The organism is Gaetbulibacter aquiaggeris (assembly GCF_044003965.1).
Lineage (GTDB): Bacteria > Bacteroidota > Bacteroidia > Flavobacteriales > Flavobacteriaceae > Yeosuana > Yeosuana aquiaggeris.
Genome location: NZ_JBAWKC010000001.1, coordinates 501,835 through 522,637 on the forward strand (window position 1 = coordinate 501,835; position 20,803 = coordinate 522,637).

The following is a 20,803-nucleotide window of genomic DNA, read 5'->3' on the forward strand; positions in this document are numbered from 1 at the left end:
AAATACAAACTATAGAACACTACATATTTTAAGGAATAAGCATTTTTTCCCCCTTTAAAAAAAACATTTATCCCCTTTTTTAGAAAGTGAATAGGATAAGTTTACACCACAATTGATTTTATTAAAAGACATCAGGTCCTTCAAACATCAAATTTATTAAATGAAGGCTTTTTGGAAGTGAGAGAATATCCTTTTTGCACAAAAATTTGCAAAAAATACTCTTTAGAATTTTGTAGAGACTAATTGGTATTAAAATGATTTACTTAAAATAATTTAATTATGATTAAACAATTGCGATTTTTTACATTTGTACTAGCAATCACCTTAATAGGTTGTCAGGAGGATTCCTTTGTTGAAACGAATATAGTCGTTCCTCAAGCGCCTACTGGATTAAAATATGCTTCTGTTGTTAGTGCTCGAGAGTTTGGAGTAGTAATTACGGCTCCCCCTACCTATAATTCCTATGGAGCAATACCGGTTTTCGAAATAGTTGCGGTTAGAGATTCAAATGGAACTGTTTTGAACCAAAGTGATGTTGATGCTTATTTTAGTATTTTGAATGCTACAGAGGAGACCGTTAATATTGAAGAAGAAGACGGTACCATAATTCAATATAAAGTTTTAAATACTGACGACATTGGGCGAATTCGAATTGATAATAATAACCCTTTAGCTGAAGGCAAGTACTATTTCGACATCAAAATGATTAGTAACTTTGATAATCAATTCCTAGAATCAACATTTGCAAACGTTTTTGAGCTTTATTTGGGGCCTGCGCTAGCATCAGGTTTGTTATACATTCCTGGTGGACAAAATCTACTTACAAGTGGAAATAATAAAACAACAGAACCAATTGTGTTTGGAGCAAATCCAGACTATAGATTTGTACTAGCTGATAACCAAGATAAATTTAGTATTGATTCTTCAACGGGTGTTATAACCTTAAATAGTGGTTATTCTCCCTTAACAGAACCAGAGATTGTTTCTCCAACCATCAATATCATTAGTAATATTAGCGAAGAAGTAGTATCCTTCAGTAATGTTGTGAGTATTTACATCTCAAATAATCCAGTGGTTATTCCTAAACAAACAATCCAGTTGTTTTATCCTACTTTTGAGTTTGAGAACACCACCTATGGATTTAGAATTCATGATGTTGTAAATACCACTGGATTATTTTGGCAAAGATTAGCACCAGCGCCTGGGGCTCTAGTTGGTGATGACCGACCAGCAGAAAATGTGAATCAAAAAAGGCTTGAAGTTAATATAGTTAGACCAAGTGGAGGCAATCAAGTTCCACATGAGTCATGGGCTATAATGAATTCAGTCGATTTAACTGCTTATCAATTTGGATTTGATGTTGAGACCGAATTTTTCTCTAATAATCAATTTGTTGAGTATTTAAGTACAGACGGTTCTTCACCTTCATTTATGAAAGCATACATCTCTACAGATTACTTAGGAGATTTCAATAGTGCTACATGGACAGAGATCACCGATCAGTTGGAGTCTAATATTGAATCTGGCGGCGTCTTTATTGAAGGTAATGAGTTCATGGGTTATCCTTATCCGGGAGATCAAAATTTGCGAGATTTTCCCAACCCAGATGGCCTTAAAGACCCTGCTAAGAATGCCGATAACAAATGGATTAGAAGCACATTTAATATGGCAGATTATGTTGGTATGAGTAATGTTACAGTTGCGTTTCGTGTTCACACAACATTTGAAGGAAGTATTTCCTACGTTTTTCCTTTTGACAGATCCGGAAGATACCTTATATCCGATTTTAATATAACTGCTTACGAACAATAGACTATAATCATGAAAAAAATAATTTTATACATATTTCTTACGCATTGTTTTATTTTACAGACACTGGCCCAAACTTCAATCTCAGGGTCTGTCGTAAATGGTGAGAGTGGTGAACCTTTGCCTGGTGCTACAATTAGTGTTAAAGGGACAAACAATGGGGCAATAACAGATTTTGACGGCAAATTTGTCCTAGAACGAGTCCCAAATAATGGAGTGCTTTCTATTAGATATATCGGTTACATTGAAAAAGAAGTGGCTGTCAACAATCAATCAACCTTTGTAATAAAGTTACAAGAAGATCTTCAGAGTTTAGATGAAGTGGTGGTTGTAGGATATGGAACACAAAGAAAACGAGATCTTACAGGTTCGGTTGGTACAGTTAAACCAGACGATTTGGTTAGAGCTCCAACACCAAATTTTGATCAGGCCCTTTCAGGCAGAATAGCTGGAGTACAAGTAACCTCAGCAGATGGTACACCGGGTAGTAGTGCGAATATAGTCATAAGAGGAGGGAATTCCATCACAGGGGATAATAGCCCTTTATATGTAATTGATGGTGTTCCGTTGACTGATTTCGATCCCGCTTCCTTGAACACCAATGACATTGAATCTTTGGATGTGTTGAAGGACGCCTCATCAACAGCCATATATGGATCAAGGGGAGCTAATGGAGTTATTCTTATTACAACCAAAGGTGGTAGAAAGGATGGAAAAACTGATATCAATTTTAATATTAATAGCGGAATACAATATGCCCCTGGACGATTAGAGGTAATGAATCCATATCAGTATGTATCTTATCTAAAGCAACAGGCTTTAATTTCCGATGGCTATGCTCCAGGAAGGGAAACACAATTTTTTCTTCAGACTTGGGAAGATCCTGAATTATATAGAAACAATGAAGGGACTAGTTGGCAAGATGAAATATTACAAGTTGCAACTTTTCAAGATTATAACCTTTCAGTAAGTGGGGGCGGTGATACGACTCAATTTTATTATAGTGGACAGTATTTAGACCAAGAAGGTATTGTAATCAATACAGGATTTACTAAGTCTGTGAATAATTTTAGAATTAATCATGAAGTAAATGATTGGATGAAATTAGATGCAAATTTGGTTTATAGTTTGACCAACCGTACTGGGTCTACAGTAGATGGTAATGGCTTTAGCGGTAACATCATACGAGATGCTTTAGTATTTAGACCTGTAGAGCCAATAAACAACGATGGTCTTGATGGCTTCGATCCTGATGAAGAGAGTGGAAGATTTCTTTTTAATCCTGTAGACAATCTTAACAATACAGATAGAACAGATAGGCGAGAATTATTTAGAGGTACATTAACAGGTCGATTTAAAATAAATAAACAATTGTCATTTAACTTAGTAGGTAGTTTTCAGTCAGAAAATAGAAGAAATACCTTATTCTATGGACAGAATACTTACCAAGGATCAAGAGGGAATGATGGTATAAGTGGTAGAATAGATAATTCAAGGGTAACTGTTTCAACAGGTTCTGGAGTTTTGAATTATGCACCAAAGATTGGAAAAAAACAAAAATTAAAATTATTAGGAGGAATTGAAGCACAAACGCGAAATCTAGAACAGTCTGGACTGTTTGCCAGTCAACTTCCAACTGATATTTTTGGTATTGATAATTTAGGTATTGGTCTGGTTTCACAAATACCTACTAGTTTGCTAAGTAAAAATACCTTGCTATCATATTTTGGAAGGCTAAACTACGCTTTAAAAGACCGTTATTTATTAACAGTTAATTTTAGAGCAGATGGGTCTTCTAAATTTAGGAAGGAAAACCGTTGGGGATATTTTCCATCGTTCTCATTAGGATGGATTGTTTCAGATGAGCCTTTCTTTGATGAAATAGATTTTATCTCTAATGTGAAACTAAGAGGTGGCTGGGGTAAAACCGGTAATAACCGAATAGGAGATTTTGATGCCTTTACAACACTTGCCTCCAGTAACACTTCAGGGTATGTATGGGGTAATGGAGAGAATTATGCTATTGGAGCAATTATAAATAACTTAGGTGTTCCTGATCTAAGATGGGAAACAACCAATCAGTTAAATGCGGGTTTAGAATTTAGTCTTTTTAATAACAGGATTCAAATGGAAACGGAGTATTACCTAAAGCGTACCGATGATTTGTTGTTGAATGCAGAAATGGCATCTAGTACCGGATTTGAAAGGGTTCAACAAAATGTTGGTGAAGTTGAAAATAGCGGAGTTGAAATTACGCTAACATCTTTCAATATGTCCAAAAAGGATTTTAAATGGAATACCAATTTCAATATAGCGTTTAACAGAAATAAGGTGTTAAAACTCAACCAAGGACAAGATGCCATTCTTGTTAATCCAGAAAGAGTAAATGGCCTGAATGAATTTCAATATATAACTCAAGTTGGGCAACCTGTAGGTCAAATTTATGGTTTAAAATTTGATGGATTGTATCAGCTCGATGATTTTAACTGGAACAATAGTCTAGGAGTTTATGAACTTAAAGACGGCATACCGGATAATGGAGGGCAACCTGCACCAGGAAGTGTTAAATATATTGACCTAAACGGAGACGGTACAGTAACACAAGATGATAGACAGGTTATTGGAAATACAGCACCTAAGTTTATAGGTGGTTTAACCAATACCTTTGAATGGAAAGGCTTTGATCTTCAAGTGTTTTTACAATGGTCATATGGAGCTGATGTACTCAATTTAAATCGGGTTGAACTAGAATCTCCTTCAGGTTCCAAACAAAACGGTTTAGTAGCACTTTTAGACCAATGGACGCCAAGTAATACAGACACTAATATTCATGCTTATGTCTATAATAGAAATTTTGGACGACCAATTACTGGTACTCGAGTTAGTGATCTTTATGTTGAGGATGGCTCTTTTTTAAGATTAAAAACCATATCACTTGGGTATCAATTACCTAAAGATTACCTTAAGAATGGATTTTTTAAGTCTGTACGGTTTTCTGTATCTGCACAAAACATTTATACTTGGAGCAACTATTCAGGATATGATCCAGAAGTTTCAGTGGCACCTAGGGGCGGTATTTCTAGTGCATTGGCCCCTAATCTGGATTGGTCTGCTTACCCACAAAGTATTACCATTACTAGCGGTCTCAATTTAACTTTTTAATAAACATTGATTAATTTTCGAAGAAAATGAAGACAAAGAATATTTTAATACAAAAAACATTAATAGTTCTGATAGCCACTTTATTGGCAGGATGCAGTGATTATTTGGATGTATCTCCTGAGTCTGTTTGGGAATCTAATAACTTCTATTCAACACCTCAAGAAGCTGAAATTGCATTGGCCGGAATTTATGGCGTGATTGCCAGTGATGAAGGTTATGGTAGAGATTTGATGATACTGGAAGCAGGAACAGATGAATATTATTACAATCGAAGATTCAATGAAGACTGGGGAGTGTCACTTTTTAGGAATACACCGTCGGATGCACAATCATTTAATTTTTGGACCAATCAATATCAGGCAATTAACCTTGCAAATTTGTTTATTGAGAGTATAAACCCTGCGAGTTATTCAAATGTTGAAGATTATAATGCCTTGATAGCTGAAGCTAAGTTTTTAAGAGGACTTTGTTATTTCAACTTAACAAACTTTTGGAATGAAATTCCTTTAAGGTTGAGTTCGTCAAAAGATCAAAATGACAATAACAAGCCTGCTGCTAGTTTAGCCGATGTTTATAAAGCAATCACAGACGACTTTACGTTTGCTTCAGAGCATTTGCCACATCCTGGATCTGCCAGTTATGTTCCTGGCAGGGCTCAAAAACTTGCGGCACATGGCCTACTTGCCCGAGTTTATTTGAAGATGTCGGGATATCCACTAAAGGAAAATCATTATGCCGATGCATTAGCCCATTGTGACGCTGTCATTAATGACGGATATCATACACTAACACTTGGAGATGGTACCAATGGCTATAGAAATACTTTTCTTAATCTGATTGGAGGTGTATATAACACCAGTGAGGTTCTTTTCGAAATCTCATTTCAAAATTTAAGAGATCAGGGATTAATTGGTGTTGATGGTCGATATGGTGCATTAAACGGAATAAATTTTGGATCAGCCAACACTTTTGGTGACCCTAATGGTTTTGCACAGGCAGGGGTATATCCAAACTTATCAGGCTTGTATGATCAAGTAAGTGATGCAAGATACCAATGGAATATTCCTTCATACAGACGTACTGGTACTGGCGATATTACGGATATAGGCAATGAGTTGCAAGTATTATTTTTTTGTCCAGCGAAGTATAGAAGATGGGAACCGGTTAATTATGCCGATATAGATATTCCTGGTACCGAAGAGCCATATGTGGTGCTTGAGAATAGTGCCAGTGAATTAAATCGAAACTTTACGAGTGTGAATTTTCCAGTACTCAGGTACTCGGATATTTTGCTTATGTATGCTGAAGCTACTAATGAGGTAAATGGCAGTCCAACAGCATTAGCTATTCAATATCTTAACGAAGTACGTTCAAGAGCCGGTTTAGAAGATATTGCCGTAGAAAAACCAACGGTAGTTACCAACAAACAATTGTTTTTTGATGAACTTGTAGATGAAAGATCAAGGGAGCTATGTTTTGAAGGTGTTCGCAGACATGATTTAATAAGATGGGAATTACTTGATGATAAATTAATTGAAGTAAAAAACATTGTTCAAGGACATCCTAATTTTTCTGCAGCAAATGCTGATCATCAAGCGATTCTAAGAGGACCATTTAATTTTGATATTAGTAAGCATTTGTCTTTAGCATATCCACTTATTGAGGTCTCTATAAATCAGCAATTGGACCAGAAACCAGAATGGAGGTAATTTTCTTAAAAAATAAATATTCCAAAGATGTTACATGAATTTGTTTATTAAAACAAGGGTAGTAGAGTAGCTTTTAAAATAGTTTTTTTAGTTTAATTAGATTGTAATTCGTAGCAATATTCTGTTACGAATTACTAGTTTAAAATTTTAATACAAATATAATGTTGAAACATAGGCTAGGTTTAATATTAATAATAGTATTACAGTTTTTTAATTGCTATTCATTTCAGAAGATTGAATCTTTAGAAGTAAAACCAAATGTTTTAATTATATACCCAGACCAATTAAGGCGGTATAGTGCCGGTTTTTGGTCTGAAAGTCAATATATAAACGATGTTGTTGGTAAACCAGACCCCGTGTTAACTCCTAACATAGATAAGATAGCCAAAAAAGGAGTGGTATTTACAAACGCCATAAGTAACTTCCCCTTGTGTAGTCCAGCGAGAGGTATGCTGTTATCGGGAATGTATCCTGAACAAAATGGTATTTGGAACAATTGCAGAACAGGAAGAACTGAAAGCCTAAAAGATGATATCCCGACCATTACCGACTTGTTTTTTCAAGCAGGTTACAATACGGCTTATTTTGGAAAATGCCACTGGTTAAAAAACGACCCCTTATTTGATGCTAATGGAAATTATGTAGGGACTATTAATTCACCTGGAGGCCAGTTTCTAAACACATACGATACCTATGTGCCACCTGGCAAATCGAGACACCATATTGAATATTTTTATCAGTCGGTAAAGGACGATCATTTTAGCCCCATGGTATTTTCAAGCGATCCAAATACAATTAATGGTAAAAATGATGGTGAACTGCACCTTCCAAAAGCATTCACCCCTAAAATTGAATCGGAAAAAATAATACAATACCTTAAAAACGATAAAGCCCAAAGGGATAGTAATAAACCATTTTTTATTATGTGGTCTATAAACCCACCTCATAATCCTTGGGATGAAAAAAATACCGACATGGAAATGTTTCACAAGTATTATGATGAAACAAAGGTGTCTAACATTAATTCCTTGGTTATAAGGGAAAATGTGAATTTAGAAATGGCAAATTATGCCCGTTATTATTATGCAAACGTTACCAGTATAGATAGATACATTGGAATGGTTTTGGATGAGCTGGAAAAAATGGGTGTATTGGATAATACCATTGTAATTTTGAGTTCAGATCATGGTGAAATGTTGGCTAGTCATGGAAAAGAAGGCAAGAACACTTTGGAAACAGAAGCTTTAGCTGTCCCTTTTATAATACATTGGCCCAAAGGATTGGAGGGAGGAAAAGCAACAGATGTATTGTTTAGCGTCCCCGATGTTTTACCCACAACCATGGCATTAGCCGGGTTAAGGCAACACATTCCAGGTACGGTACAAGGTATTGATTTTTCTAAAAAACTGTTTGGTATTGAAAACGATTTATTTAAAGAACCAGAAGGTGTGTTAATTATGTTAAACAATTCAAGGGGAATACACAGTAAAAACTATACTTTGTGCCTTAGCGAGAAGAAGTCGTCTCGAGACAAAAAAAATGTTGAGTTACTAGATGTTTATTTGTACGATAATATAAAGGATCCTTACCAGCTTAAAAAAATACCGATTGAAGATATTCCCGAGGTAGCAAATAAGTTATTGAGAATTTTAGGGAAAGAACTAAAAAGAACCAACGATCCTTGGTATAATAAAGCTAAACATAAAGATATTATCATTTATCCTTCATAACTTAAAATTTGCAAAACATGAAATCATATAAAAACTTATGTTATTTAATACTTCTAATAACCCTAAGTTTAAGTTGTAAAGCCCAAGAAACTAGTAAAATTTGGGAACAATTTAAAGTAGCATCAGAAAGTAATACAGAACCTATTTTACCCGATTTTTCTTATTCTGGGTATAAATATAGTGAAGAACCTATTCCTTTTGTAAGTTATAAGATCTTTGATGTTACCAAATATGGCGCTATTTCTAATGATACGCTATCAGACAAAAGAGCCATTCAAAAAGCAATACAAGAGGCTTCTGCGCATGGAGAAGGTATCATTTATTTCCCAAAAGGAACCTATTTTGTAAATACTTCTAGTGACGATCAAAGCATCATTTTAATTCAATCCTCAAAAATTGTTTTCAGAGGTGAAGACCGAAATCAATCTATTCTCTTTTTTCAAAATGATTTACCGCCTGCGGATCCTGATAAATTATGGACAGTTCCTTTTTCAATAAAAGTAGCAACCAAAAAAAGAGGTAAATTTTTAACAAATATTACAAAAGATGCCAGAAGAGAATCGTTTATAATACATGTAGAAGATGCATCTAAAATAAAAAAAGGCGACTGGGTTACAATTAAAGTTTTAAATAATGCAACAGACTTAGTTGAAAAGGACCTATTTCCATTAAAAGCAGATCCAAGCTGGGAATCAATAATCAATAAAGGTGTTCAAGTAAACGAGCATCATAAGGTTGCAAAAGTTGAAGGAAATACAATTCATTTAGTAGAACCTATTCATTACAATATAGAAGCAAAGCACAACTGGAAAATAGATGCTTTTGAATATGTTGACCATGTTGGCTTTGAAAACTTAACTTTTGAAGGAAACTGGACCAAAGATTTTATTCATCACAGATCTGCGCAAGATGATGGTGGTTGGAGTATTATACAATTGTCAAGAGCTATTAACTCTTGGGTTAAAGATGTTACTTTTAAAAATGTAAATCGAGCCTTAGAGTTTTCGGTTACTGCTGCATGCACAGCATTAAATGTATCTGTTGAAGGGAAAATAGGACATACAGCAGTTGATGTTGCTGGTTCTACGGGTATTTTAATTGCCAATTCTGTAGATTTGGCAGGAATGCATCACTCTTTTGGAGTTTCTGGTGGAAGCACTACAAATACTGTTGTTTGGCGTTCAAAATATCCTGCGCATACTTCTTTTGAGGCACATGCTTCCCAACCAAGAGCCACCCTTTTTGATAATGTTGAAGGAGGCTTCTTTCAGGGTCGTGCCGGTGGAGCTAGGTTCAATTTGCCAAATCATGGGCGTAATTTGGTGCTATGGAATTTTAAAGAAATTGATGAACCTGAAAATGATTTTAGATTTATTGCAACCGATACCTGGTATTGGAGAATTGTACCACCTATTATTGTTGGTTTTCATGGCGCAGGTACTACCTTTAAAGCAGATGAAGTTCAATTTCTAGAAAGTTTGGGGAAACCAGTTCAGCCAGAATCTTTATTTGAGTCGCAACTTGAACTCAGACTTGGGAAATTGCCGGAATGGATTAATGAGATTAAAAAACTATAAAGAAATTATAACAAGATATTTAATATGAGAACACTAGTTGTAATATGCAATCTGCTAATTTGTTGTATAGCATTTAGTCAAAACAAGTCAAATACTTTTAAACTTTTCTATTTGGGTGGTCAGTCAAATATGGATGGTTTTGGTTACAACAAAGACCTGCCAGATTCATTAAACACAAACTTTGATGATGTTTACATTTTCCATGGCAATCCGGCAATAGGAGGTGAATTGGATGGAGGTTTGGGTATTTGGGAACAGCTAAAACCAGGACATGGCGAGGGTTTTTCATCGGATAATGAAAAAAACAATTTATCTGAAAGGTTTGGTTTAGAATTGTCATTTGCAAAAAAAATGAAAGCCCTTTTTCCAAATGATAAAATAGCTATTATCAAATATTCTAGGGGTGGAACTTCCATAGATAGTATGGCATATAGAAAACCAGGCTGTTGGGAACCTGATTTTAACGCAGACCAAGGAATTAACCAGTATGATCATTTTCTTGCAACTTTGAGAAATGCCTTTAAAGACCATGACATAGATAACGATGGCATGGAAGATGTTTTGGTTCCTGAAGGAATTGTATGGATGCAGGGTGAAGCGGATACGGATACCAAAGAAATTGCAGAGCGGTATTTATTTAACTTAAAACGACTCATGGACTTAATTAGAGCCAGCTTATTGACCGATGATTTACCAATAGTTATAGGGAAAATATCCGATTCATGGGACAATGGAGATAAAGTTTACCCCTATGAGGAATTGGTGCAGTATGCACAGGAAGAATTTGTTAAAATGGACAAAAATTCTGACATCGTCCGTAATTCAAGATATTACAAATTTTCCGATAGGTGGCATTATGATAGCCAGGGGTTTATAGATTTGGGTTCAAGTTTTGCGGAAAAGTTATATGGATTAATAATAAAAAATAGTAATAAATAATCTTCAAACACCATGAGGAGTGCTTGCATTTTATTCTGGTTTTAAAAAATTGTATTTCATTCAACATGCAAAATAGGACTCATCATAAAATAATAGATAAGTCCTAATTAGTGTGAATTTATCCCCTACATTAAATACATTACTCCCCTCGTTTTAGTGGTAGTTTTTTCAAATTTGAACAAACAATAATTAAAAACTAACATCTAAAACTTTAAAAACATGAAAAAAATTACATTACAAATTGTTGCCCTTTTATTTGCGATATCTTCTTGGGGACAATTAGTTTATATTAACGAAGACTTTCAGGATACTGATATATCGGGGGGGGCAGTAAAACTTAATACCACTAACTTTTCTAAATACAACTATACAGCCGATATGGCTGGAGGTCAAGAAAATTGGAATGCTGGACCTACAGTTGCAGACAAAACCAATTCGGTTTCCGTTGCTGGCGGTTCTGCAAGTTCTCAATTTTTTGCCGATTCTTTTGGGGACCAACAGTGTATTGCAATGCGTGGTAGTGCAAATTATGCAAATGTAGACACGGGTATATTTTTTACGGGATTGGATCTTACAGGGAAAAGCATGTTGTATTTTGAATTTGAGGTTTATGGTGGTAATCCTGCAGATAATGCTAATATAACACCAACATTACAATCATGGAATATAAATTTAAATCACGGTAATAGCGATACCTCATTCGCTATATCAGATTCATATTTTGCAGCGGGACCCAATGTGGCTACAAATATTCCGTTTGATATTACCAACGGTACTACAAATCTAACCAATCAAACTAGTTTTGATATAATTACTGGACAATGGATTAAAATTTCTGGAAGCATAGATTTATCAGGTAAAACATTAGGTACTTTTGCGCTATTCCAAATTCAAACAGATACAGGAGGGTTTTTAACTGGTACAGGTGGATATTTAATTTTTGGCCTTGATAATGTTAAAGTATCTGCTACTTCAACACTTTCCAATGAATCTTTCGAACTTAACAACGACCTAAAAATATACCCTAACCCGGTAAAGAATGTTTTAAACATTAAATCAAAAAGCAACTTAGATATTTCAAATTTAAGTCTTGTTAATGTTTTGGGAAAAACAGTTTATACTGCTAAAACCATACATGACATTGATGTAAGCACATTTGCTAAAGGACTTTATTTTTTAAAAATTGATTCTAAAGAATATGGTGTTTTAAGCAAAAAAGTGGTGATTGAATAAATAGTAATACGCTTTAGGGAATCGGTAGTTTCCTTAATGTTAAAAAATGCATTGGTCATTTAAAACCACTTTCAAATGACCAATGCATATAAAAAACTTAAACAAACGTTGATAAAATGAAAGCATTCTTGTCATTTTTTTTGAAGGGGCTTAAACTTAAGCTTGTCAAGTTAAATTTTTTAATTTTTCTTTTTTTATTTCCGGTATTGATGATGTCGCAGGATGCTTTGATATGGCAAAAATACACGGGTCAAATATCCGATCCTAATATTCCTTTGCTTCCTAATTATTCGTATGCCGGTTATATGAGGGGAGAAGTTGGCATTCCCAACACGTTTGCTTACCCCACGTTTGATGTTACCGATGCTGCCTACGGAGCAGTCCCAAATGACGAGCTTTCAGATCAATCGGCCATTCAAGCGGCCATAGATGCAGCCGAAGCCAATGGAGGAGGAGTCGTTTTTTTTCCACCTGGTGAATATTTGGTAAATACAGATCCTAATGCTACCAATACAATAACAATTAATAGTTCCAATATTGTTCTCAAGGGTAGTGGGTCAGTTCCAGGTGGAACCATGATTAATATGGTAAACTATATGCGACTTCCTTCTGGCGTAAGTGATGCCAATAATCCTGCGATGTTTACTTTTTCGCAAACCAACACTTCTTCTGCGACTAGAACAGGTGTTGGTGATGCCAACGCTGGCGATATGTATGTAACCGTTACAGCAGGTGGTACGACACCGTTTTTGACAGCAAAATATTGCCGGATTAATACCCTTGCTAGTACTGTTGCTACTACCGATTTCTTGGAGGGTAGAACAACCAAAGATACTTGGACCGATATTAATGCGGGCGTAATTTTGGATGAAACCCATGAAATTGACTATATCGATGCAGCGAATAATCGAATTTATTTGAAAGATCCTGTAATAGATACTTTTAAATCATCGTACAGTTGGAGAGTAAGTACCAATAATCTGATTGAAAATTGTGGGTTTGAAGACATTCATCTAAAAGCAAATTTTTATGATGCATTTGTACATCACAAAGATTATATACACAATTATGGTTGGAAAGGAGTGGACTTGAAAAATGTGGCACATTCCTGGGTAAGACGTTGTAAATTTTCCAATGTGAGTAAAGCCACAACCATTACAGGCAGATCTTATGCCTCAAGTATTCTTAATATTCTAGTTGATGGAAATACGGGTCATGCCCTTTCAAGTGTAGGCTTTAAGTCCTCTAGAATATTGCAGGGCTTAATTTGGGATAATACCAGTGCCGGTCAATTTCATGGAGCTGATATGAGTGGCGGCGTTGCCGGTTCAGTAGTATGGCGTGTTGATGCCAGAAAAGGATATGGTCTTGATCTGCATGCCAGTATGCCCAGAACTAATTTGATTGATTTATATACTCAAATGGATCTCGATAATGCTGGAGGTAATTTTACAGATCTTCCAAACCATTTAAAAGGCCTTACCATGTGGAATGTTGAGCGGGTAGGAACTACCAACAAGAGTCACAATTTTTGGAATCTTTGTGGAAGTAACTATTGCGGCTTAACGGTTGTAAACCCCATAATTGTAGGATACCATGGCACAGCAAGTACAACGTTTAGTAATGTTAAATATGAAGAAAGTAATGGTGCGAAGGTGTTCCCAGAATCTCTTTATGAAGCTCAATTAGGACACCGTATAGGAGCCACTCCAAGTTGGATAGCTGATGCTATCAATGAGTGGAATACGTTAAACATAGATTGGTATTATACTCCCCCAACCAATGGAGGTTATACCGAAACCTTTGAGAACATGACCCTAATTAATTGGGGTACTCAAACTTATACGGGCAATAGTGGATATTTGTGGACAGTGAATGCCAAGGGCGTTTCCGGCTACATTGATGCCAGCAAAGGTGTTTACTTTCATAGCGGTGTAACTGGGGTACAATCTGGTACGATATCAGGAGGGATAGGCAATTTTTCGGTACAATGTAAAGATCTATTCTCTGCAGGAAATGATCGGATTATACAGCTATTAATTAATGGTAATGTTGTAGGTACTTTTACCCACAATGGGACAGAGGTTTATACTTATACGGTAGAAAATATTAATATTGAAGGTAATATCACCATAGCCATTAGAAATGCCTCAAGTACAACTGCTGACAACACCTTGGCCATTGATAATATAGCATGGACTACTTATGATGGCACCTTATCCGTTGATGAAATTTCAACCGCTAAGGCAAAAGTAAAATTATATCCAAACCCAGTTAAGCAAAGTTTAACCTTGTCGGGTAATTTAAGGAATAGTAGTTCAATGGCTATTTATGATTTGACAGGAAAGCAAATTATGGGTATTAAAACATCATATATAGAAAATGATTTTATAAATTTAGATGTTAGCGATTTAAAATCAGGTTTTTATCTTATTGAGATTAAATATTTAGATAAGGCTTCAACTTTATTAAAATTTATTAAACATTAGTTTGCCTTGAAAATATTTTTAAAAATATAAAGTCAATGGCATTGCCCGATTTGGTTAAATGAAAGGAGGAGAATCAGCCAAATAGATAAAAAAATTAAAACAAGAACTTTAATTTATAAACTATAGTTATAATCTACAATGTGATGTATTGTAGTATAGCAGCATTTGACCAAAACGAGCCAACACCATTAGATTTTTCTATTTAGGAGGTTGTCCAACATTGACTGAAACAAACTGTGTAATTCTTTAATTTGGTTCTTGATACTGTATTATTGAAACATGAAAATGGAGTATTGGGGCATATTTACTTTGTTTATAAAAAATGAATAGAAATAGTTTTATAATATTATTAGCGGCTTTTATTTCAACAGTTCCATCTATTGTGCAAGCACAGGAGCATAGAAATTTGCTTCAAAAAGAAGCCTCTTATATAGATTTAGTAAATCAATTGGTATCAGCAAAAGATTTTAACCCATTTCCTAAATATAAAGACAGTTTGCAATGGCAAAGTCTAGATAGGGCATTAAAAGAGGTTCTTTTAGATAAAGGAGAACAAGCACTGCTAGAGAATTGGGATGTCTTGACTGCTACGGATTACAGGTCATTTATAGTAAATGGAGATAGAAAAGTATTTGAGAATAAATATTTTAGTAGGAGAGGAAGGTTGAGCGATTTGGTTCTTGCAGAAATGATTGAGCGTAAAGGTCGATTTTTGAATAAAATAGTGGATGGCATCTATCTTATTTGCGAAGAAAGTAACTGGGTTATTCCTGCCCATGGAAACCATGAATTAATGAACGGTTTGGAAGATCCTTATGTTGATCTATTTGCTGCCGAGACATCTTCTTTATTAGCATGGACCTACTATTTAATAGGCGACCAACTTGATAAAATCACCCCTGTTATCACGCAGCGCATTAAAGTTGAATGTAAAAAAAGAATTATTAAGCCTGTTCTTTTAAATAACGATTTTTGGTGGATGGGTTTTAAATATTATGAAGACCATGTAGTTAATAATTGGAATCCATGGATCGCGTCTAATTATTTAAGTACCGTTTTAATTTTGGAAGAAGACCCTAATTTAAGAGATAAGGCTGTAAAAAAGATTATAGAAATCATTGACAATTATATCAATTTACAGCCCGAAGATGGTGGTTGTGAAGAAGGGCCGGTATATTGGACGGTAGCTGGTGGTAGAGTGTTACAATGTCTTGATTTGCTGCAGCATGCAACTCAAGGCGGGTTTAATGTTTATGATAATGTATTTATCCAAAACACCACAAGTTTCTTTTACAAATCTCATATTGCTAAAAACTATTTTGTAAATATTGGTGACGGTCCCTATGTAATGAATGATCGTGCGGTAAAAGTATTTAACGCAGGAAAGATTCAGAACAATGCCCAATTGATGAATGTTGCCAAATCCGTAACTCATTATTATAACCCCTTAGACGAAATAGCAACTAATAAATTTGGGGACATGTACGGTAATTTGGTTGGAATTTTTAATTATATTTTTTTTAAAACCTACCAAATCCCTGCCACTACAAAAAAAGAATCGGTATGGTTGCCTAATTTAGAATTGTTGTGTACCACAATCTCGACTAAAAGCAAGGAACTTTTTTTATCAGTATTGGGAGCCCATAATGGTCAAAGCCATAATCACAATGATGTGGGTAATTATACCATTTTTGTTGATGGTGAACCTGTAATTATTGATTTAGGGGTAGAAACATATACCAAAAAAACGTTTAGTCCTCAGAGATATGACATTTGGACCATGCAAAGCGCTTACCATAACTTACCAACAATAAATGGAATCATGCAAGCCTATGGAGCAGAATTCAAAACTACGGATGTTGTTAAGTCAAAAAACGAGTTGCGTATAAATATTGCCTCTGCATACCCCGAAGAAGCAAAAATTGACTCGTGGATTAGGACTTTTAAATATGGCAGAAGTGGAATTTTGATTCTTGATGATTACCGTTTAAAGGAGAATTCAAAAGGTATTGTATTAAATCAAATGACCTCATTAAAAATTAAAGAAAATAAAAAAGGAAATATTGTTTTAATCAATGATGATGGACAAAACGTTTTAAATTTATCATATAATCCGGAACAGCTTATATTATCTACAGAAGAAATTAAACTTACAGATGAAAAGTTGAGAACGGAATGGAAAAGGGAAAAGCTATACAGGTTTCAATTAAAAGTTAAAAATAATGCCTTAGACGGCTTAATTAAAATTAAATTTTTCTAAAATGAAAATGAGAATTGAAAGCTATCATGTACTTTGTTTGTTATTTGGAATATTAATAACTACTGGCTGTTCTACTAAAAATAAAGGAGAAAAACCAAATATTTTATTTATTGCTATTGATGATTTAAGGCCCGAATTGGGGTGCTATGGAGCTACTCAGATTTTTTCACCAAACATAGATAAGTTGGCAAATGAAGGGGTGCTTTTTGAAAGAGCATATGCTAATATTCCAATTTGCATGCCTTCAAGAGTTAGTGTTTTGACTGGTATACATCCTTTGTCCAAAACATTTGACGATGACGTAAGGAGAGCAGATATTTCCTTTCCAAATCTGGAGACACTTCCTGAATACTTGAAGAATAATGGGTATTATACGATTTCCAATGGAAAAATATTTCATGAAAAAGAAGATTCAGACACTAAAAGTTGGAGTGAACCTTCTTGGAGGCCAAAAGCCACACCCTTAGAATTTATAGATGAAGACTCAAAGAAATTTCAAAAATATAGTAGTTATGAGTATTTCGACAAAGCCACACAAAGTTATAAAAAAGTAGAAGGGTATAGAGGGCCCTTTGTAGAATATCCGAATGTGACTGATGATGTTTATGTGGATGGAAAGATCTTAGAAAAATCAATAAAGGATTTGGAGAAATTGAGTAAGAAAGACAAGCCATTTTTCTTAGCAGTAGGATTTAATAAACCACATCTTCCATTTTATGCTCCAAAAAAATATTGGGATCTATATAATGAGAATAAGATAGAAATTGCAGACAATAGGTACTTTCCAAAAAATGCACCTCAATTACTTGAACCTTCCGGTGAGCTTCAAAATCTATACCATCTTAAAAGCATACCATACAATAGTGAAGAGTTTCATAGAACAGCTATTCATGGTTATTATGCTTGTATCAGTTACATAGATCATTTAGTAGGGAATTTATTAACAAAATTAAAAGAATTAAATCTGGAGAAGGAAACAATAATTGTTTTATGGGGAGACCATGGATTTCATTTAGGAGAGCATAATATGTGGGGTAAACACAATACATTAAAAAATGCACTACAAACGCCTTTAATAATTAAAGTGCCAAATAAAAAAGCTTCCAAAGTAAATAATGAAGTAAGTTTGGTGGATTTATACCCAACAATATGTAGCCTTATAGGATTAAAAGTGCCTACCCATGTACAGGGAAAGAATCTATTTTCAGTCGCTTCAAAAGAAGATGAATTAGCCAATGCTGTTTTTATTAAGTGGAAAGGTGAGGAAGCAGTAAAAACAAAGCAATATTTATATTCAGAATGGACCAACAAAACGGGTAATATAATGGGTCGTATGCTCTATGATCATTATTCTGATCCTGATGAAAATAATAATATTGCCGATTTGGATGAGTATCAATCGGTTGTAAATGAATTGAGTGATTTACTCAAGAAAAAGAAGAACGATCTTTATTGAACTATTTAAACTTTAATCTTTGTCCAGTTGCTATTTTTAATTGAATCACAAATTAATGGTAAAATCATGAGTTATTCTAAATTTAATATTTATAACAAAAAAACAACGGTCTTTCTAATCGTGTTGTTGGTTATCGGACACGTATTTTCACAAGAAAATAAATTGTCTGTAGAAAATATTTTTGATAAATTAAATTTAGAAAGCCCCGATTTAAGAGAGGTCAATGACTCTAATAAAGAAAACAGGAAAAAGGCACTAATTCAACTTCTAAAATTTTATAGGCAGAAGGGAGATGTTTACAAGCAAGTTTCACAAGAAGATATTCAATTTCTTCAAAATAAATATTCTGATGACATTAAGAGGTCAATTCAAATTGCCGATGAAGTCAGAAATAAATACTTTTTATTTAGGGAAGAATGGGATATGGAGCGTACAAATATTCCCTATCAATTTAAAAACGACATAGATTGGGGACTAAATCCTTTTGGAGATCCAGAATGGACCTATATGCTTAACCGTCATAAATATTGGATACATTTAGGAAAAGCATATTTTTTTACGGGCAACGAGATCTATGCTAAGACTTTTGTACAACAACTCACACATTGGATTGATAATAATTCCCTCCCTTCATTGGAAGACAACTACAAGGAATCTGCAGCCTGGCGTAGAATTGAAGCTGGAATACGTTGCGAAAACTGGATCAAATCCTATGAATTCATCAAACATTCTAAATATGTTACCCCGGATTTTCTTGAAAAATTTTTGAACGCCCTCTTTTTACATGGTGAGTACATTAACAACACTTTCAGTAATTTTTCCCTAACGAGCAATTGGGGTGTTTTGGAATACCACGGATTATTCAATTTGTCGGTCTTTTTAGAAGATTTCAAAATAGCTTCTACTTGGCAAAGAAATGCCGTGGATAGATTGACAAGATGCGTGGAACTTCAAGTTTTGGAAGATGGCACACATTGGGAGCATTCACCCATGTACCATAACGAAGTAATGCATTGCCTTTTGAATGTAAATCTTTTGGCGCAACGCAAGAATATTCACCTTACAAAACCTATAGTACAAAAAACTAAAGATATGGTTTATGCGAATATAGAATGGCAAAAGCCAAATTATCACCAGCCTTTGTTGGGTGATAGTGATGACACTGATACAAGGGGATTGCTGTCTTTTGCATCCTTTATATTTGAAGATTCCGTTATGAAATCCAGAGCTCATCAAGAATTGGATTTTGAAAATTATTTGATATTAGGAAAAAACCTTGCAGAAATTTACAGAAACAAGAATTCGGAAAGCCCTTCATTCTTATCATATTATCAAGAAAATTCAGGAGATTTTTACATGCGTACATCGTGGGAAGAAGATGCAAGCCATGCCTCTTTACATTTAAGGAAGCTTTCTGCAGGTCATGCACATGATGACCTTTTAAGTTTTACCATATTTGCCAATAACCGGGATTATTTGGTAGATAATGGCCGCTATTCTTATGTGGATAACCAATGGAGAAAGCTTTTTAAAAGTAGTCAATCACACAATACACTGGGTGTAGACAATTTGCCCAACAGTATTTTAAAAGATGCCTGGCGAAGTGAATATGAAGCTTGGTCTGAAGGTATCTACACAAAATCCCACAACCTATTTGATTACGGAGAAGCGGAAAATAATGGGTATAATAGATTAGAGGATCCCGTGATTATAAAAAGAAGAATGTTGTTCCTAAAACCAAATGTTTGGTTGCTATTTGATAGCTTTTCTGCAAAGGAAACTCATGAATATTCACAATATTTTAATTTTCCTAATGATAAAGTTCAAATTATTGGACAGACTATTGTAACAACCTATGACTCTAAAAACTTAAAAATTCAGCCCATAAAGGAAGTCGAATATAAATTAAATGATGTTTGGTATTCTCCGGAATACAATCTTAAATTACCAAGTAAGCAAGTGGAATTTATTAAAACATCTAAAGGGTTTACGTCCATGATTACACTGCTGTATTTTCCTGAAAAAGGTGGATTGACATATACAAAAATACCGGTTTACAACAGAGAGGGAGAACTCCTTGAAGATAAAGATGTAGAGGCTGTCCATATTTTATTGGATAATAAAGAATATATAGCTCTGGTCGCTTACAATTCTCCTTCAATTGCAAATCATTTTTTCGCAGTAGACGGTACTTTAGTTCATGGAGAAGTTGTATTAATCGAAAAGTCAAATGGGGAAATAAAGGTTAACATAATCAAATAATGATTTATTACAATTTTATAACGTAATTACAAATACCCCCTGTTTTAAGATGATTATACCCCCATTACAAATATATTCTTGAATTAATTTTGAAAAAGACAGGGTAAATAAAAATGCTGTATGATTCTTGATAAATTTTGAGTTTAGGGTGGAAATAGAAATCTTATAATTCTTACG

11 protein-coding genes are annotated in these 20,803 nt (G+C 34.5%); all 11 read left to right on the plus strand.

Annotated elements, in window-relative coordinates; all coding sequences use genetic code 11:
* Positions 1–279: 279 nt before the first annotated feature.
* The 11 genes from V8G56_RS02060 (at position 280) to V8G56_RS02110 (ending at position 20,626) form a co-directional block, all read left to right on the plus strand.
* Entirely contained in the window at positions 280–1,812 is a 1,533-nt protein-coding gene (locus V8G56_RS02060; RefSeq protein ID WP_395436800.1) for a hypothetical protein, read from the plus strand.
* Positions 1,813–1,821: 9 nt separating this feature from the next.
* On the plus strand, positions 1,822–4,971 hold the full coding sequence (locus V8G56_RS02065) for a SusC/RagA family TonB-linked outer membrane protein (protein ID WP_395436801.1): 3,150 nt from the start codon (positions 1,822–1,824) through the stop codon (positions 4,969–4,971).
* Positions 4,972–4,997: 26 nt separating this feature from the next.
* Positions 4,998–6,680 (plus strand): RagB/SusD family nutrient uptake outer membrane protein, encoded by a 1,683-nt coding sequence (locus V8G56_RS02070; protein WP_395436802.1) that lies wholly within the window; start codon positions 4,998–5,000, stop codon positions 6,678–6,680.
* A 161-nt stretch (positions 6,681–6,841) separates the two neighbouring features.
* Complete coding sequence (locus V8G56_RS02075) at positions 6,842–8,410, plus strand: sulfatase family protein (protein ID WP_395436803.1); 1,569 nt, start codon at positions 6,842–6,844, stop codon at positions 8,408–8,410.
* Between the two features lie 17 nt (positions 8,411–8,427).
* A complete protein-coding gene (locus V8G56_RS02080) occupies positions 8,428–9,987 on the plus strand; it encodes a DUF4955 domain-containing protein (protein ID WP_395436804.1) in 1,560 nt (519 codons plus the stop codon).
* Positions 9,988–10,011: 24 nt separating this feature from the next.
* On the plus strand, positions 10,012–10,926 hold the full coding sequence (locus V8G56_RS02085; RefSeq protein WP_395436805.1) for a sialate O-acetylesterase: 915 nt from the start codon (positions 10,012–10,014) through the stop codon (positions 10,924–10,926).
* A gap of 219 nt (positions 10,927–11,145) precedes the next feature.
* The gene (locus V8G56_RS02090; RefSeq protein ID WP_395436806.1) at positions 11,146–12,159 is read left to right on the plus strand and encodes a T9SS type A sorting domain-containing protein; all 1,014 of its coding nucleotides are present in this window, start codon (positions 11,146–11,148) and stop codon (positions 12,157–12,159) included.
* A 116-nt stretch (positions 12,160–12,275) separates the two neighbouring features.
* Positions 12,276–14,648, plus strand: a complete 2,373-nt coding sequence (locus tag V8G56_RS02095) for a DUF4955 domain-containing protein (protein WP_395436807.1) — start codon at positions 12,276–12,278, stop codon at positions 14,646–14,648.
* Positions 14,649–14,970: 322 nt separating this feature from the next.
* Positions 14,971–16,908: a heparinase II/III domain-containing protein gene (locus tag V8G56_RS02100; RefSeq protein WP_395436808.1), complete on the plus strand. Its 1,938-nt coding sequence runs from the start codon at positions 14,971–14,973 to the stop codon at positions 16,906–16,908.
* Between the two features lies 1 nt (position 16,909).
* A complete protein-coding gene (locus tag V8G56_RS02105) occupies positions 16,910–18,364 on the plus strand; it encodes a sulfatase (RefSeq protein ID WP_395436809.1) in 1,455 nt (484 codons plus the stop codon).
* 66 nt (positions 18,365–18,430) lie between these two features.
* Positions 18,431–20,626, plus strand: coding sequence for an alginate lyase family protein (locus V8G56_RS02110; RefSeq protein ID WP_395436810.1), 2,196 nt, complete (start codon positions 18,431–18,433; stop codon positions 20,624–20,626).
* The last annotated feature ends 177 nt before the right edge of the window (positions 20,627–20,803 follow it).

Coding starts and splice junctions, on each gene's coding strand:
- V8G56_RS02060 (WP_395436800.1), top strand. CDS start 280: ATGATTAAACAATTGCGATTTTTTACATTTGTACTAGCAATCACCTTA.
- V8G56_RS02065 (WP_395436801.1), top strand. CDS start 1,822: ATGAAAAAAATAATTTTATACATATTTCTTACGCATTGTTTTATTTTA.
- V8G56_RS02070 (WP_395436802.1), top strand. CDS start 4,998: ATGAAGACAAAGAATATTTTAATACAAAAAACATTAATAGTTCTGATA.
- V8G56_RS02075 (WP_395436803.1), top strand. CDS start 6,842: ATGTTGAAACATAGGCTAGGTTTAATATTAATAATAGTATTACAGTTT.
- V8G56_RS02080 (WP_395436804.1), top strand. CDS start 8,428: ATGAAATCATATAAAAACTTATGTTATTTAATACTTCTAATAACCCTA.
- V8G56_RS02085 (WP_395436805.1), top strand. CDS start 10,012: ATGAGAACACTAGTTGTAATATGCAATCTGCTAATTTGTTGTATAGCA.
- V8G56_RS02090 (WP_395436806.1), top strand. CDS start 11,146: ATGAAAAAAATTACATTACAAATTGTTGCCCTTTTATTTGCGATATCT.
- V8G56_RS02095 (WP_395436807.1), top strand. CDS start 12,276: ATGAAAGCATTCTTGTCATTTTTTTTGAAGGGGCTTAAACTTAAGCTT.
- V8G56_RS02100 (WP_395436808.1), top strand. CDS start 14,971: ATGAATAGAAATAGTTTTATAATATTATTAGCGGCTTTTATTTCAACA.
- V8G56_RS02105 (WP_395436809.1), top strand. CDS start 16,910: ATGAAAATGAGAATTGAAAGCTATCATGTACTTTGTTTGTTATTTGGA.
- V8G56_RS02110 (WP_395436810.1), top strand. CDS start 18,431: ATGAGTTATTCTAAATTTAATATTTATAACAAAAAAACAACGGTCTTT.